The organism is Bradyrhizobium lablabi (assembly GCF_001440475.1).
Lineage (GTDB): Bacteria > Pseudomonadota > Alphaproteobacteria > Rhizobiales > Xanthobacteraceae > Bradyrhizobium > Bradyrhizobium lablabi.
In genome coordinates this window covers 115,406-129,032 of sequence record NZ_LLYB01000082.1, presented here as the reverse complement: position 1 = coordinate 129,032, position 13,627 = coordinate 115,406, and the positions used below count along the sequence as shown (strand labels likewise).

Genomic DNA, 13,627 nt, shown 5'->3' with positions numbered 1-13,627 from the left:
GGGGAATAGTGGCGGCCATGGCAACTCGTCGCACCCTTCACACTCCGCCTCGGCAAAGGCATTCGCGGCCGACGAACCAACCGAACCGGACGTCACACCGGGCAACAGCGTCGGCCATGGCAATGCGCACGCTTCACATCCGACATCCGCAAGCGCTGTGGAAGCGGCCGAGCCGGTCGAACCCGGCGTCGCGCCGGGGAATGGTGGCGGTCACGGCAACGCGTCGCCCCCTTCACACGCGGCTTCTGCGAACGCATTGGCGGCCGGCGAATTAACCGATCCGGCCGTCACATCCGGCAACGGCGTCGGCCACGACAACCCGCACACGTCACACCCGGCATCCGCAAGCGCTGTGGAAGCCGCCGATCCGGTCGAACCTGACGTCGCACCGGGGAATAGTGGCGGCCATGGCAACTCGTCGCACCCTTCGCCATCGGCCTCTGCGAACGCATTGGCGGCCGACGAAGCAACCGAACCAGACGTCACATCGGGCAACGGCGTCGGCCACAACAACGCGCACGCTTCACACTCCGCATCTGCAAGTGCTGTGGAAGCGGCCAAGCCCGTCGAACCTGACGTCACACCGGGCAATGGTGACGGCCACGACAACTCGTCGCCGCCTTCACACGCGGCCTCTGCAAACGCATTGGCGGCCGACGAACCAACCGAACTGGACGTCACATCGGCCAATGGCGCCGGCCACAGCAACGCGCACGCTTCACACTCGGCATCCGCAAGCAGTACGGAAGCGGCCGAGCCGGTCGAACCTGGCGTCGCACCGGGGAATAGCGGCGGCCAAGGCAACTCGTCGCCCCCTTCGCACGCGGCCTCTGCAAACGCATTGGCGGCCGACGAACCAACCGAAGCGGGCGTCACATCGGCCAACGGCGTCGGCCACAGCAACCCGCACGCTTCACACTCGGCGTCCGCAAGTACCATCGAAGCGGCCGAGCCGGTCGAACCTGACGCCGCACCGGGTAATGGTGGCGGCCGTGGCAACTCACCGCCCCCTTCGCAATCGGCCGCTGCGAACGCATCAGCGACCACTCCCCCGCCGGACGAGCCCGCGTCCGGGATCGGCGGGTCTGGCCACGAACCGGCATTCCACTTCAAAGATCAAGCTCTCCCTTCCACCTCCACCGCGGCGGTTGAGCTAGAAGAGCTTAACGATACCTCCGTTCTCCCCGTTCACGGCGTCGAACTGGCGGCAATCCTTGAGATGGGCTCAACCGCTATGGAGGAACACGCGACCAGTCACGGCAATAACGGTCAGCACCATTCCATGGCACATTTGCCCCACGATCTGCTCACGTGAAAAGTTGTTGGCGGCGGAGTCCCCCACGATCGAATGAGGCCGAGGCGCTGCAGCGGCCGCTGCCCGACGATGCGCTCAAATCGTGATGTGCGGACGACGGCGCGGCACGGCTACAGCAGAACCCGTGCCGCCGCCTGTATGCAGGATGCAATTTCTTATGTAACTCCGAGGCCGGCCTTGGAGCATTGCTCGTCCTGGTCGCCGGTGACGCCGCTCACGCCCACGCCGCCAGTGACCTTGCCGTCGACCATGATCGGCAATCCGCCGGGCGAAGCGAAGACACCGGGGAGCGTGGCCGTGGCTGGCCCGCCCTTGTTGATTGCCTCCATGAAGACGCGTGTCGGGCGCCGAAAGGTCGCCGCCGCCCTCGCCTTGCCGATGGCGATGTCCATGCTGGCCGTCTGCGTGTTGTCCATTCGCTCGAAGTACACGAGGAATCCGTGATTATCGACCACGGCAACAGCCACGTTCCATCCGTTTTTCTGGCATTCGGCAATGACGCCGGCTGCGATCTTCTTTGCGCCCGCGGCATTGACTGCTGCGCCGTAGTCAGGGCGCTTGTCTTGAGCGGATGCGCCCGTGGCTAGGGCGGCAAGGGCAGCCGCGACTAGAATTGTCTTCATCAACGTCTCCTCCCCTGGTTTTATAGTGAAGGGGATTATACCGGGACGAAATGCCGATGTACGGTCGATGATGTCGCAAAGCCCCCTGGTTAAGGCCAGCCAAGCGCTCGCTCGGCGCGGTCCTCGGAGGCCGTTGTCCCGAAACGATCGGTCGCCCGCACCAGTTGATCGAGAATGCCCGGTTCTGACCAGGCATGACCTGCGCCCTCAACCAAATGGAACGTCGCATCAGGCCATGCCTTGTGCAGCGCGTAAGCATATTTGACCGGACAGGGCATGTCGTAGCGGCCGTGCACGATTGCTCCCGGAATGCCGCGAAGGCGATGCGCATTCCGAAGAAGCTGCCCCTCCTCCAGCCAGCAATCATGAACGAAATAGTGGTTTTCCAGCCGCGCAAATGCGAGCGCGAAGTGGTCGTCACTATGGGATGCCGAGAATGCCTGGTCAGGCAGGAGCGTGATCGTTTCACCTTCCCAGAGCGACCATGCCTTGGCGGCCTCGATCTGCGCAGCCTGGTCTTCACCAGTAAGCAGCTTCCGATAGGCGGCAATCATGTCGCCTCGTTCGCTCGGAGATACAGGCGCCTGGAATTTCTCCCACTTTTCCGGAAACATCTCCGAGACGCCGAACTGATAGTACCACTGCAGTTCGGCCCTGGTGACCGTGTAGACCCCCCGCAGAATGAGCCCACTGACCCGTTCGGGATGCGTTTCGGCATAGGCCAACGCGAGAGTCGAACCCCAGGACCCCCCAAACAGAAGCCACCTTTCAACCCCGATGAGTTCACGCAGGCGCTCGATATCCGCGACCAGATGCCAGGTCGTATTCGCTTCGAGCCCGGCATGGGGCGTCGATCGCCCACATCCTCGCTGATCGAACAGCACGACGTCGTACAGGTGGGGGTCAAACAGTCTTCTGTGATCGGGCGACAAACCTCCACCAGGGCCGCCATGCAGGAAGACCGCCGGCTTCGCCCCTGGCGTCCCCGCCCGTTCATAGTAGACCCGATGGCCATCTCCAACATCGAGAAAGCCGGTGCTGTAGGGCTCGATGGGTGGGTACATGGACCGTAACTGATTCACAGCAAATGCCTTTCTCGAACTATTCTGCCTGTGCTTCTCATGGGAGCCGCTGGCTGCTCATATGCTCCCGCGTCACGGATGGCAGCGAAGCCCGCTTCATGGACGGGTCGTCGCAAGCGACCATGAGTTGCGCAACGCGTTTTTGACCTGATGATCGAGCGCCACCTTTGATCTCCGGTTCATAGACCCGCAGTCGCCCGGTCTTTTAACAGCCTCTCCATCAATCTATTGTTGCCTCCCGCCGACACGACAAGCCGATTTCATCACCAGGAATTTCCGCCTTGCCCCCCGCGACGCCAGCGCCGCTCAACCGCCTCCGCCAATTGTGGCGCGAGGGACGCCCGACCTTCGGCGCCATTGCAACCATTCCCTCGATCCAGACCGTGCAGATCATGGGCCGCTCCGGCATCGACTGGATCATCATCGATCTCGAACATGGTCCGATCGATCTCGGGTCGGCGCATGCGATGATCACGGCGACCTCGGGCACGCCCTGCGTGCCGATGGTGCGGATCGCCGCCAACGAGCCCTCCCTTGCCAAGGCGCCGATGGATCTCGGCGCGCTCGGCATCAACTTTCCGATGATCTGCAGCCGCGCGGACGCCGAAAGGGCCGTGCGCAGCGTGCGCTATCCACCGAAGGGGGACCGGCTATGGGGCCCGTTTCACGCGCCGTTCCGCTGGGGCGTGTCGATGGCGGACTACATGGCGACCGCCGACGACGACATGATCTGCATGATCACCATCGAGCATGTCGAGGCGGTCGAGCGCATCGACGAAATCATGGCAACGCCGGGCATCGACCTTGCGGTGATCGGCCCCGGCGACCTCGCGACCTCCATCAACAAGCGCGGTCTACCCGATGATCCCGAGGTTGTGGAACTGATGAAGCGAGCCGAGGCAGGTATCCTCGGGAGCGGCGTGCCGATCGGCGGCGTGGCGCGTACCGCCGAGCAGGCCAACCAAATGATCGACCGTGGCTATGTCGCGCTGGCGCTCGGCTTTGACTGGTCGCTGTTCCAGCGCGGCATCGCCGCGAGCTTTGAGGGGATCAAGCGATAGGTGTCGAGATGGCGGCAAGCCCTTCAAAGTCCTTGGAGTTTACATCGCCTTGCGGGCTGCCCCGCAGGCTGACCGCTCCGGCGCGAACCTGCTGGCGCCAAAACGCCTTGTTCGTGCTAGATGAGGGCAGGCTATAAGAAGCCCTTCTGCTATTTAATTTGTCTATGCGGAAACCTCGGGCGGGAGCGATGCGCGGAACGGTTCGAAAAATCACACTACCGCGCCGTCTGGTCGCCGACCTCATGCACGCCTCGATCCGCGTGCCCTTTGTTTCGCTGACGCGCCCGCTTCATATCCGCACCCTGCACGAAGCCCGCGCGCAAGCCGCCGAGCGCCCCGGCTGGGCCGCGATCTTCGTTAAAGCGTTTGCGCTGGTGGCGAAGGAAGAGCCGGTGCTGCGCACGCTCTACGTCAAATGGCCGATGCCCGCCTTCTATGAGCTGCCGCGCAGCGTCGCCATGGTGGCGATCGCCCGAGTCGAGGACGGCCAGGATTGCGTCCTGCCGCAAAAGGTCACCGCACCGGATGAAATGCCGCTGGTCGAGGTTGACGCGCAGATCCGGCACGCCAAGGAGGCGCCGATCAACGAGGTGCCGGCGTTCCGGAAGATCCTGCGCACCACCCGGCTGCCCCTGCCCCTGCGCCGCCTGTTCTGGGCGATCGGGCTGAATTTCGGCCGCCAGCGGGCCAATTATTTCGGCAGTTTTGGCGTAACTTCCGTGGCCGCCTATGGGGCCGGCCAGCTGCATGCCATCAGCCCCGGGCCCTTCGTGCTGAGCTACGGGGTGGAAAAGCCCGACCAGACCATCGATGTCGTCCTGCGCTGGGATCACCGGGTTACCGACGCCGCCCCGATGGCCAAGGCCCTGAACCGGCTGGAACAGGTGCTGAACGGCGAAATATCGGCCGAATTGCGGGCCAGCCGGCAGCAAGTCGAGCCCAAACCGGTCCGCGTGGTCGCGACCTGACGGCGGCCGATTGGACGTCGAAAATTGCCCGTTTTCGTTGACAGGACGGCGGTTTCTCCCTAATACCCCGCTTGCTCGCGGGCCGGTTTCGGCCCGCGATGCGTTTCGCGACCCGTGGTCTTCCCCGAGCTTTCGAGGCGGACCTGTCGGCCCCGGTTCATCCCGGTGCACAGGAGGGCGCGTTTCCTCAACACTCAAACTCGTAAAGCAGAGGACGCGATGACAAAGCGCAGTGAGGCGAAATACAAGATCGATCGCCGTATGGGCCAGAACATCTGGGGCCGCCCGAAGAGCCCCGTGAACCGCCGCGAGTATGGCCCCGGCCAGCACGGCCAGCGCCGCAAGGGCAAGCTGTCCGACTTCGGCGTCCAGCTCCGCGCCAAGCAGAAGCTCAAGGGCTACTACGCCAACATTTCCGAGCGCCAGTTCCACGGCATCTATGTCGAGGCCGGCCGGATGAAGGGCGACACCGGTGAGAACCTGATCGGCCTCCTGGAGCGCCGTCTCGACACCGTGGTCTATCGCGCCAAGTTCGTCGCCACCATGTTCGCCGCGCGCCAGTTCATCAACCACGGCCACATCAAGGTGAACGGCCGCCGCGTCAACATTTCGAGCTACAAGCTCAAGCCCGGCGACCTCGTCGAGATCAAGGAATCCTCCAAGCAGCTCACCCCGGTTCTGGAAGCCAGCCAGCTCGGCGAGCGCGACGTGCCCGACTTCATCGAAGCCGATCACTCCAAGANTGACCGCGAAGTTCACCCGCATCCCCGCGCTGTCGGACGTGCCGTTCGCGGTNGCAGATGGAGCCGCATCTGATCGTCGAATTCTATTCGCGCTGATCGGTTCTTGAGTTCCGAGATATCGAAGGCCCCGGTTTTGCCGGGGCCTTTTTGTTTGACTCATTGGTTCCGTATCCTATAGGATACATCATGTTCGAAGTGCTGACGACCGATGAGTTTGATAAGTGGCTTTCGAAGCTCGCGGATGAAAGAGCCAAAATCAAAATCGTCTCACGCGTGGCGCGGCTACGCTTTGGCAATGCCGGCGATGTAAAGCCGGTCGGCGAAGGCGTGAGCGAGATGCGCATCCATCACGGTCCGGGGTACCGCGTTTATTACAAGCAAACCAACAAGACGATCATCGTCATGCTGTGCGGCGGGGACAAATCGACTCAAGAGAAAGACGTCAGGCGAGCGAAGGAAATGGCTGCTGAATTGTGAAAGGAACTGAGATGATCAAAACCTCAAAATTCGACGCCGCAAATTATCTGAAGAGCCCGCAGGCAATGGCCGACTACCTGTCGGAAGCGCTGGCGACTGATGATCCCGAGTTCATCTGCGATGCTCTCGATACGATTGCTCGCGCCAAAGGCATGACGCAAGTCGCAAAGGAGACAGGTCTTTCCCGAGAAAGTCTCTACAAATCGTTGAGCGGTACAACGAAGCCCGAATTCGATACGATCAGAAAAGTGATCAATTCTTTCGGGCTTAGGCTTGTTGCTGAACCAATCGACAAGACCGAGGCGGCTTAGCCGGCGCGCAGCATCCTCACCGGCCACAACAAATACGAGCGAGAAAGAACTCCCCATGCACTACACCCCTGCCCCACGCGACCCCAAGGCCGATCCCATCCGCGTCAACCTGCTCTCGGACACGCAAACGCGGCCGACGCCAGCGATGCGCGAGGCGATAGCGCGCGCCGAGGTCGGCGACGAGCAGATCGGCGACGACCCGACCGTGAACCTGCTGTGCGAGCGCGTGGCTGACCTGCTCGGCAAGGAAGCCGCCGTGTTCATGCCGTCGGGTACGATGTGCAACGTCGCGGCGACGCTGGCCCATTGCCGGCCGGGCGACGAAATTCTCGCCCATGCCACCGCGCATATCATCGCGCGCGAAGGCGGCGCGCATGCCGCCCTCGGCGGTTTCCAGATCACGCAGTTGCCGGGTGACGACGGGCAGTTTACGCCTGAAACATTCCGTGCCGCCCTGCACCCGCGGTCGCGCTACCAGCCGCCGCAGACGCTCGTCAGCGTCGAGCAGACCGCCAATATCGGCGGCGGCACCATCTGGAAGAAAGCGGCGCTCGACGAAGTGGTAGCGATCGCCAGGGCGAACGGGCTGATCACCCATATGGACGGTGCGCGGCTATTGAACGCCTGTGTCGCCACCAAAATATCGGCGCGCGACATGGCCGCGGGCTGGGATTCGGCCTGGATCGATTTCTCAAAAGGCCTCGGCGCGCCGATCGGCGGCGTAATCGCTGGCACCCGCGCCTTTATCGACGACGTCTGGCGCTGGAAGCAGCGCCTCGGCGGATCGATGCGGCAGGCCGGCGTTTGCGCGGCCGCTTGCGTCTACGCGCTCGACCATCACGTCGACCGCCTCGCTGACGATCACGCCAATGCACGGGCGCTGGCGCGGGGCCTGTCGCAGATCAACGGCATCGAGGTGCAGGAACCCGAGACCAATCTGGTGTTCTTCAAGCCTGATGGCGCCGGCATCGCCGGCGACAAGATGGTCGAGGGCTTACGCAAGCGCGGCGTGCTGCTCGCGATGATGGATGGCCGCATCCGCGCCTGCACCCATCTCGACGTCAGCGCCGCGATGATCGAGGAGACGGTTGCAATCGTGCGCGAGATCGTGCGCGGGGCGTGAGCAGCGTCAGCCCCTGGCCGTGAACTGATCCGAGCTCAGGCTGTGGCAGGCGTGCGCGCCCGCCACAGCGCGCTGGCGAGCAGCAGATACACCGCACCGGTCCACATCGCCTGCCAATTCTCGAACCCTTCGTTGAAGACGACATAGACCGCCGCCAGTGCAAACAGTCCGGCGAACACGGCCTCCGAGAGCGGCCGCTCGGCGGATTTCGCTCCGTTGAGGAACGCCAAGGTCCAGAACGGCACGACGGCCATGGTCAGGGCGGCGAACGGGAAATCGCGCCAGCGCGCGTCGAAGATCAGGCTGAGCGCGGTCTGCGCAGCCAACAACGTCGTCACAATCAGCGTGACACCCAGCATATTGCTCATGAACAAGGGAGTGAGGCCCTTGGGCGGCCCCAGCACTTCAAGAAACGACGGAAGCGCCCGCCCCGACATCAGCGCGTAGGTGGATAACAGCGGCGCGGCCACGGCCGCCATCAGCATGAAGCCCTGGAGCAGCCAGCCGCCGATCCCGTAGCTCTCGAGCAGCATCTTGTCGACGCTGATGCCGAGCAAGATGCCGCTGGCAGTCGCCGATACGGCGACCGCGGCCCACGAGGCCAATGGCGCCGGCGAGGTCCGGCGCTTCGGCATGAACAGGGCTACCGCGAACACACCAATGCAGAGCAGCAGGCCGCCCGCCATCTGCAGCTTCCAGAACGGATAGTTGCTGATGGCGACCCCTGCCGGATATTTCAGCTTGCGCTCGGTCCCGTCGAACAGCCCCCAATAGCCACCCACCGTTCCTTCCCAACGGCGCTTCCACGGCTCGTCGTAGGCCTCGAAAAAATTGACACGAAAATTGTCCTGTCGCGCCCGCTCGAGAATCTGGGAAATGAAACGCGCCTGGTTGACGCGGGAAGCCAGCGCGCCGTCGCGCATCCGCCCAAAACTCGGCCAGCCGGTTTCACCGATCAGGATCTCCTTGCCGGGAAAGGCCGCGACCACCTGCTTGCGGATATCATCGACATGCGCAGCGGCATCCTCGGCGCGCGGCGGGATGTCCTCCCAATAGGGCAGGAAATGGGCGGTGACAAAGTCGACATCGGCGCCAACCTCGCGGTAGCGCAGCCAGAACTCCCAGACGTCGGCATAGGTCACCGGCACGTTCACGCGCGGCTTGACCGACTGAATCGTCTGGCGAAGGTCGCCGACCGTCATGTCGCCGCGCAGCAGCACTTCGCTCCCGACGATGAGCGCCGCGATCGTGCCCGGATGATCATTCACCAGCGAGATCGCAATGTCGCAGAGTTGAGCGTTCTTGGCGCGATCGCGCCCGAGCCAGACGCCGAGCAGCACCTTCAGTCCGACCTTTGATGCAAGCTCGGGCACCTTGTCGAGCCCGTTGTCGATCGAATAGGTCCTGATGCATTTGGAGACCTTGGCGAGTTCGGCCAGGTCCTCCGCGATCTGCTCCGGCTTGACGATCAGCATCGGATCGTGCGGCGTCTGCTCGTTGCGGAACGGCGCGTAGGAAACGCACTCCAGCTTCGCCGCGGCATCGATCGGCGCGCGCGTCAGCGCCACCGGCGTGGCCAGCCACCACCACGCCGCGACAACGATGCCCAGCGATAGAAATAAAAGCGCCAGCGGCGTGCGAAAGCCGATTGGTCCTGCTCCCCTGACAGACGATTAGATGGGCCTGTTTAACCGTGCGCGGCAGGCATGTCGACCCGCTGATCCCCGCGGGTGTACAATTGCGCGAGAGTACGGAAACGGTGATATTCAGCTCCCTCAAAAGTGAGCCTTGTTTGCTCAAAATTGACCCCACTTCGACGAGTGAATGATGCCATCCCAGAGATTTTCCCGGCGCCAATTTGGCAGGATTGCAGCCTGGTCGGCGCTTGGAATGCCGATGCTGTCGGCCGGATCAAGCCTCGCTCAATCGGATCAGGCGACCGGAACACAGAATCAAAAGCCCTCTTCCGGCTTTCCGAACGGTTTTCTCTGGGGTACGGCGACCTCGGCCTATCAGATCGAGGGCGCCGTGAACGAGGACGGCCGCGGCCCATCGATCTGGGACCGTTTTTCCCACACGCCCGGCACCATCTCCGATCGCAGCAATGGCGACACCGCGACCGACCACTATCGCCTCTTCAAGGAAGACATCCAATTGATGAAGGCGCTGGGCGCCAAGGCCTACCGATTCTCGATCGCATGGCCGCGCGTCTTCCCGGATGGGACCGGCGCGCCAAATCCCAAGGGCCTCGATTTCTACAACCGCCTGGTCGACGAGTTGTTGGTGAACGGCATCCAGCCGTTCGCGACGCTCTATCATTGGGACCTGCCGCAGCCGCTGCAGGACCGCTTCGGCGGCTGGACTTCGCGCGACACGTCGAAGGCCTTTGCGGATTACGCGGCCCATGTCACGGGTCGCCTGAGCGACCGCGTGAAGCACTTCTTCACCATCAACGAATGCTCCCGGCTCGTGCATCTCGGCCATGAGTGGGGTGCAGATGCGCCGGGGCTCAAACTATCCCCATCGGAGGTGAAGCAGGTCCGGCACAACGTCGCGCTGGGGCACGGTCTGGCGGTTCAGGCCATCCGGGCCCATGGACGGGCCGGAATCAGGGTCGGTCCGGCGGAGAATGCCGTGAGCTGTATCCCCGCCGTCGAAACGCCGGCGAACGTCCGCGCCGCCGAGATCGCGACGCGCGAACTCAATGCCGGCTATCTGACCGTGATACTCGAGGGAAAATACACCGATGCCTATCTCGCGCAGGCCGGCAAAGAGGGGCCGAAACACACCGCCGAAGATCTGCGCATCATCTCCTCGCCGATCGATTTTGTCGGGCTCAATGTCTATATGCCTGATCATTACGTCGTTGCCGCCGACAACGAACGCGGCTTCACCCTGGCGCCCTTTCCCAAATCGTTCCCGCACATGAAGGCGACGTGGCTCAGGCCCGGCCCCGAGACGATATACTGGGTGCCACGTCATGTGGCCAAGCTGTGGAACGTGAAGTCGATCTACATCACCGAGAACGGAACGTCGGGGAGCGACGAGCCTGCTGCGGACGGCACCATCTATGACGTCGATCGCATCATGTACCTGCGCAACTATCTGACGCAGTTGCAGCGCGCGACATCAGAGGGCGTGCCCGTGCACGGATATTTCCTGTGGAGCCTGATGGACAATTTCGAATGGTCGGATGGATATGAACAGCGCTTCGGCCTCTACCACGTCGACTTCGCTACACAGCGCCGCACACCCAAGTTGAGCGCGTCGTTCTACCGCGAGACGATCGCGCGCAACGCGGTGGTTTAGTCAATCCTTGCGCAGGCCCTTGCCCAGCGCTTCGAACATCATCGTCTTCAACGTCAGTTGAATTCGTCCGCCTTGCGTCGGGGCCTGCACCATGAAGACCACGAGCAAGTCGTCCTTGGGATCGACGAAATAGAAGCTGCCGCCCGCCGCATCCCAGCGGTATTCGCCGAGCGGCCACGTCGTCCCCGGCGGTGGCGAGGTGCGCACCGCAAAGCCAAGGCCGAAGCCAGAGGTCGGGCCCGGGAAATAGAAGGGATCGTGAAGAATCCCGGTCTCCGGTCCGATCTGATCCGACGTCATCAGTGCGACCGTCTCGGGCTTGAGATACCGCTTGCCGTCCAGTTCGCCGCCGTTCAGCAGCATTTGCAGGAAGCGGGCGTAGTCCCCGGCCGTCGAGACCAAGCCCGCGCCGCCGGATTCCCAGCGCCGCGGCAAGGCTGGATCCCTGATCCCGGCCACCCGAAAACGATCGACGGGATATGCCTGGGCAATGCGCCCCCACTTCGATTCATCTGGGACATAGTATGCTGTCTCGGACATGCCGAGCGGATCGAACAGCCGCTGCTTCTCGAATTGATAAAGAGTCTGGCCCGACGCCACCTCGACGACACGGCCGAGCACGTCGGTCGAATGGCTGTAGTTCCAACGCACTGCCGGCTGATCGGCGAGCGGCAACGACGCGATCCGGTCGGCAAATTCGGCGTTGTCGAAATCCCCGGCGTACAGTTTGGGATCGGCATAGAGTTTCTGCACCGCGGTTTCGCCGAAGAAGCCGTAAGTGATCCCCGACGTGTGCCGCAGCAGGTCCCTGATCGTGATCGGGCGCTTCAGCGGCTCGAGCTTGAGCGGATATTTTCCTGCTTCATCGGAAAGATCGACGCCGACTTTCGCGTCCGCAAAGGACGGAATGTATTTCGACACGGGGTCATCGAGTGCCAGCTTGCCGTCGTCGACCAGCATCATCGCGGCAACCGAGGTGACGGCCTTCGACATCGAATAGATCTGGAAAATGGTATCCGGCGTCATCGGTACGCCGGTCCCCGGGTCCCGCACGCCGAAACATTCGAGATCAACCAGCTTGCCATGCTGCTGGATCAGCATGACTGCGCCGGGAATCTTGCCCGCCGTGATCTCGCTGCGAACGTAGTCGCCAAACTGGTCAAGCGCTGCGCGCGAGAAAGTTGGCGCGTCAGGAGCCTTCGGCTCGCCCCGCAACGCATGCGGCGAGCCGCCGAGAGAAAGCACCGCGAGCGCCGCCGCGACAAGGCAGCGCCGAATGGCGCCGTCAGTTCTCCAATGCTTCATAGACCAACTGCTTCAGCGTCCGCTGGACGCGCTGGCGTTCCGTCGGCGTCTGCTCCAGCACCACGAAAAACATGTCCTGCTTGCGGTCGACCACCATATAGCAGCCAGCCGCGCCGTCCCATTTCAACTCGCCGAGCGATCCCGGCGGCGGCGGCTTGGCGTTGCCGGGATCGGTGCGCACGGCAAGCCCAAGCCCCATGCCGAAGCCGTCACCGGGAAAATAGTAATGGTCCCGCGCAACGCCAGAGTCCTTGCCGGCGTGGTCCGATGTCATCAGTTCGAACGTCTTCGGGGTGAGATAGGTCTTGCCTCCGAACGTGCCGCCATTGAGCAGCATCTGCGCAAATTTCGAAAAATCCGACATGGTCGAAACCATGCCGCCGCTGGCGGATTCCCACTTCTGGCGAACCTCGGTCCTGTATAGGCGGCCGACCCGGAAATCACTGTCGTTCGGCAGTGGCTGAGCGAGCCGCTGCAACCGCTCCGGCTCGGTGACAAAGAAGCCCGTATCGGTCATGCCGAGCGGATCGAGCAGCTTTTCCCGCTCGATCTCGAACAATGATTTCCCGGTCACGATCTCCATGATCCGCGCCAAAATGTCGGTGGAATGGCCGTATTGCCAGAGCGCACCCGGCTGGTTGTGCAGCGGCAGCTTGGCGATCCGCTCGGCGAATTCGGCGAGATCGAATTCGCCCGCGTAAAGGTTGGCCTCCTTGTAGGCCTTGCGCACCAGACTATCGCCATAGAAGCCATAGGTGATGCCGGAGGTATGACGCATCAGGTCGAGAACGGTGATGGGCCGGGTCAGTGGCACCAGTTCAAGTGTCTTGGTGCCGTCTTCGGCCTTTTTCTCCACGCCGACCTTCATGTTTGCGAAGGAGGGAATGTACTTCGAGACGGGATCGTCGAGATTGATCTTGCCATCCTGGACCAACTGCATCGCCACGACAGAGGTGATCGCCTTGGTCAGCGAAGACAGGCGGAAGATGGTCTTGTCATTGATTGGCGCCTTGGACACCACGTCCTGGACGCCGAAGGTCTCGTGATAGACCGGCTTGCCGTGCTGCTGGATCAGGACGTTGGCGCCGGCGATTTTCCCCGTCGCGACCTCGTTCTTGAAGAACTCGGTGATCTTCGCGAGCTTGTCATGATTGAAACGCGCACCGGTTGGAATATCGAAAGTACCTTCGGCGCGGACGGACGGCGTTGCCGCCAGCATCAGTGCGCCAAAACCCAGCGCGCACAGCATTCGTGATGAATTCATTGGACCCCTCTCCCCGGAATTCACGGGGAAGTGTAGCGGAGGCACG

The 13,627-nt window shown here is 62.6% G+C and carries 11 protein-coding genes and 2 pseudogenes; 8 read left to right on the top strand and 5 right to left on the bottom strand.

Annotated elements, in window-relative coordinates:
- Positions 1-1,315, top strand: a pseudogene (locus tag CQ14_RS44755) (hypothetical protein); the annotation flags it as partial.
- Between the two features lie 155 nt (positions 1,316-1,470).
- Here CQ14_RS44755 and CQ14_RS23190 read toward each other — a convergent pair.
- Together CQ14_RS23190 and pip are read right to left on the bottom strand one after the other, a co-directional pair.
- Complete coding sequence (locus CQ14_RS23190) at positions 1,471-1,938, bottom strand: GlcG/HbpS family heme-binding protein (protein WP_057860148.1); 468 nt, start codon at positions 1,936-1,938, stop codon at positions 1,471-1,473.
- A gap of 89 nt (positions 1,939-2,027) precedes the next feature.
- Complete coding sequence (pip, locus tag CQ14_RS23185) at positions 2,028-3,002, bottom strand: prolyl aminopeptidase (protein ID WP_199805592.1); 975 nt, start codon at positions 3,000-3,002, stop codon at positions 2,028-2,030.
- 299 nt (positions 3,003-3,301) lie between these two features.
- Between pip and CQ14_RS23180 the strand changes: the two genes are divergently transcribed.
- The 6 genes and pseudogenes from CQ14_RS23180 (at position 3,302) to CQ14_RS23155 (ending at position 7,703) form a co-directional block, all read left to right on the top strand.
- Positions 3,302-4,081, top strand: a complete 780-nt coding sequence (locus tag CQ14_RS23180; RefSeq protein WP_057860146.1) for an HpcH/HpaI aldolase family protein — start codon at positions 3,302-3,304, stop codon at positions 4,079-4,081.
- Positions 4,082-4,269: 188 nt separating this feature from the next.
- Positions 4,270-5,049: a hypothetical protein gene (locus tag CQ14_RS23175; RefSeq protein ID WP_057860145.1), complete on the top strand. Its 780-nt coding sequence runs from the start codon at positions 4,270-4,272 to the stop codon at positions 5,047-5,049.
- Positions 5,050-5,268: 219 nt separating this feature from the next.
- Positions 5,269-5,791, top strand: a pseudogene (gene rpsD, locus CQ14_RS23170) (30S ribosomal protein S4); the annotation flags it as partial.
- Between the two features lie 187 nt (positions 5,792-5,978).
- On the top strand, positions 5,979-6,269 hold the full coding sequence (locus CQ14_RS23165; RefSeq protein ID WP_057860143.1) for a type II toxin-antitoxin system RelE/ParE family toxin: 291 nt from the start codon (positions 5,979-5,981) through the stop codon (positions 6,267-6,269).
- 11 nt (positions 6,270-6,280) lie between these two features.
- Positions 6,281-6,580, top strand: coding sequence for an addiction module antidote protein (locus tag CQ14_RS23160; RefSeq protein WP_057860142.1), 300 nt, complete (start codon positions 6,281-6,283; stop codon positions 6,578-6,580).
- A 55-nt stretch (positions 6,581-6,635) separates the two neighbouring features.
- Complete coding sequence (locus CQ14_RS23155) at positions 6,636-7,703, top strand: threonine aldolase family protein (RefSeq protein ID WP_057860141.1); 1,068 nt, start codon at positions 6,636-6,638, stop codon at positions 7,701-7,703.
- Positions 7,704-7,738: 35 nt separating this feature from the next.
- On the opposite strand, the gene CQ14_RS23150 is transcribed toward CQ14_RS23155, so the two are convergent.
- Complete coding sequence (locus tag CQ14_RS23150; RefSeq protein WP_347337157.1) at positions 7,739-9,271, bottom strand: glycoside hydrolase family 17 protein; 1,533 nt, start codon at positions 9,269-9,271, stop codon at positions 7,739-7,741.
- 259 nt (positions 9,272-9,530) lie between these two features.
- Here CQ14_RS23150 and CQ14_RS23145 point away from each other — a divergent pair, with 259 nt between their 5' ends.
- Complete coding sequence (locus CQ14_RS23145) at positions 9,531-11,012, top strand: GH1 family beta-glucosidase (RefSeq protein WP_057860176.1); 1,482 nt, start codon at positions 9,531-9,533, stop codon at positions 11,010-11,012.
- On the opposite strand, the gene CQ14_RS23140 is transcribed toward CQ14_RS23145, so the two are convergent.
- Entirely contained in the window at positions 11,013-12,317 is a 1,305-nt protein-coding gene (locus tag CQ14_RS23140) for a serine hydrolase domain-containing protein (protein WP_057860139.1), read from the bottom strand.
- Positions 12,298-13,581 carry a serine hydrolase domain-containing protein gene (locus tag CQ14_RS23135; RefSeq protein WP_430650206.1) on the bottom strand — a complete coding sequence of 428 codons (1,284 nt, stop codon included), beginning with the start codon at positions 13,579-13,581 and terminating at the stop codon, positions 12,298-12,300. The genes CQ14_RS23140 and CQ14_RS23135 overlap by 20 nt, the downstream gene beginning before the upstream one ends.
- Positions 13,582-13,627 lie beyond the last annotated feature (46 nt).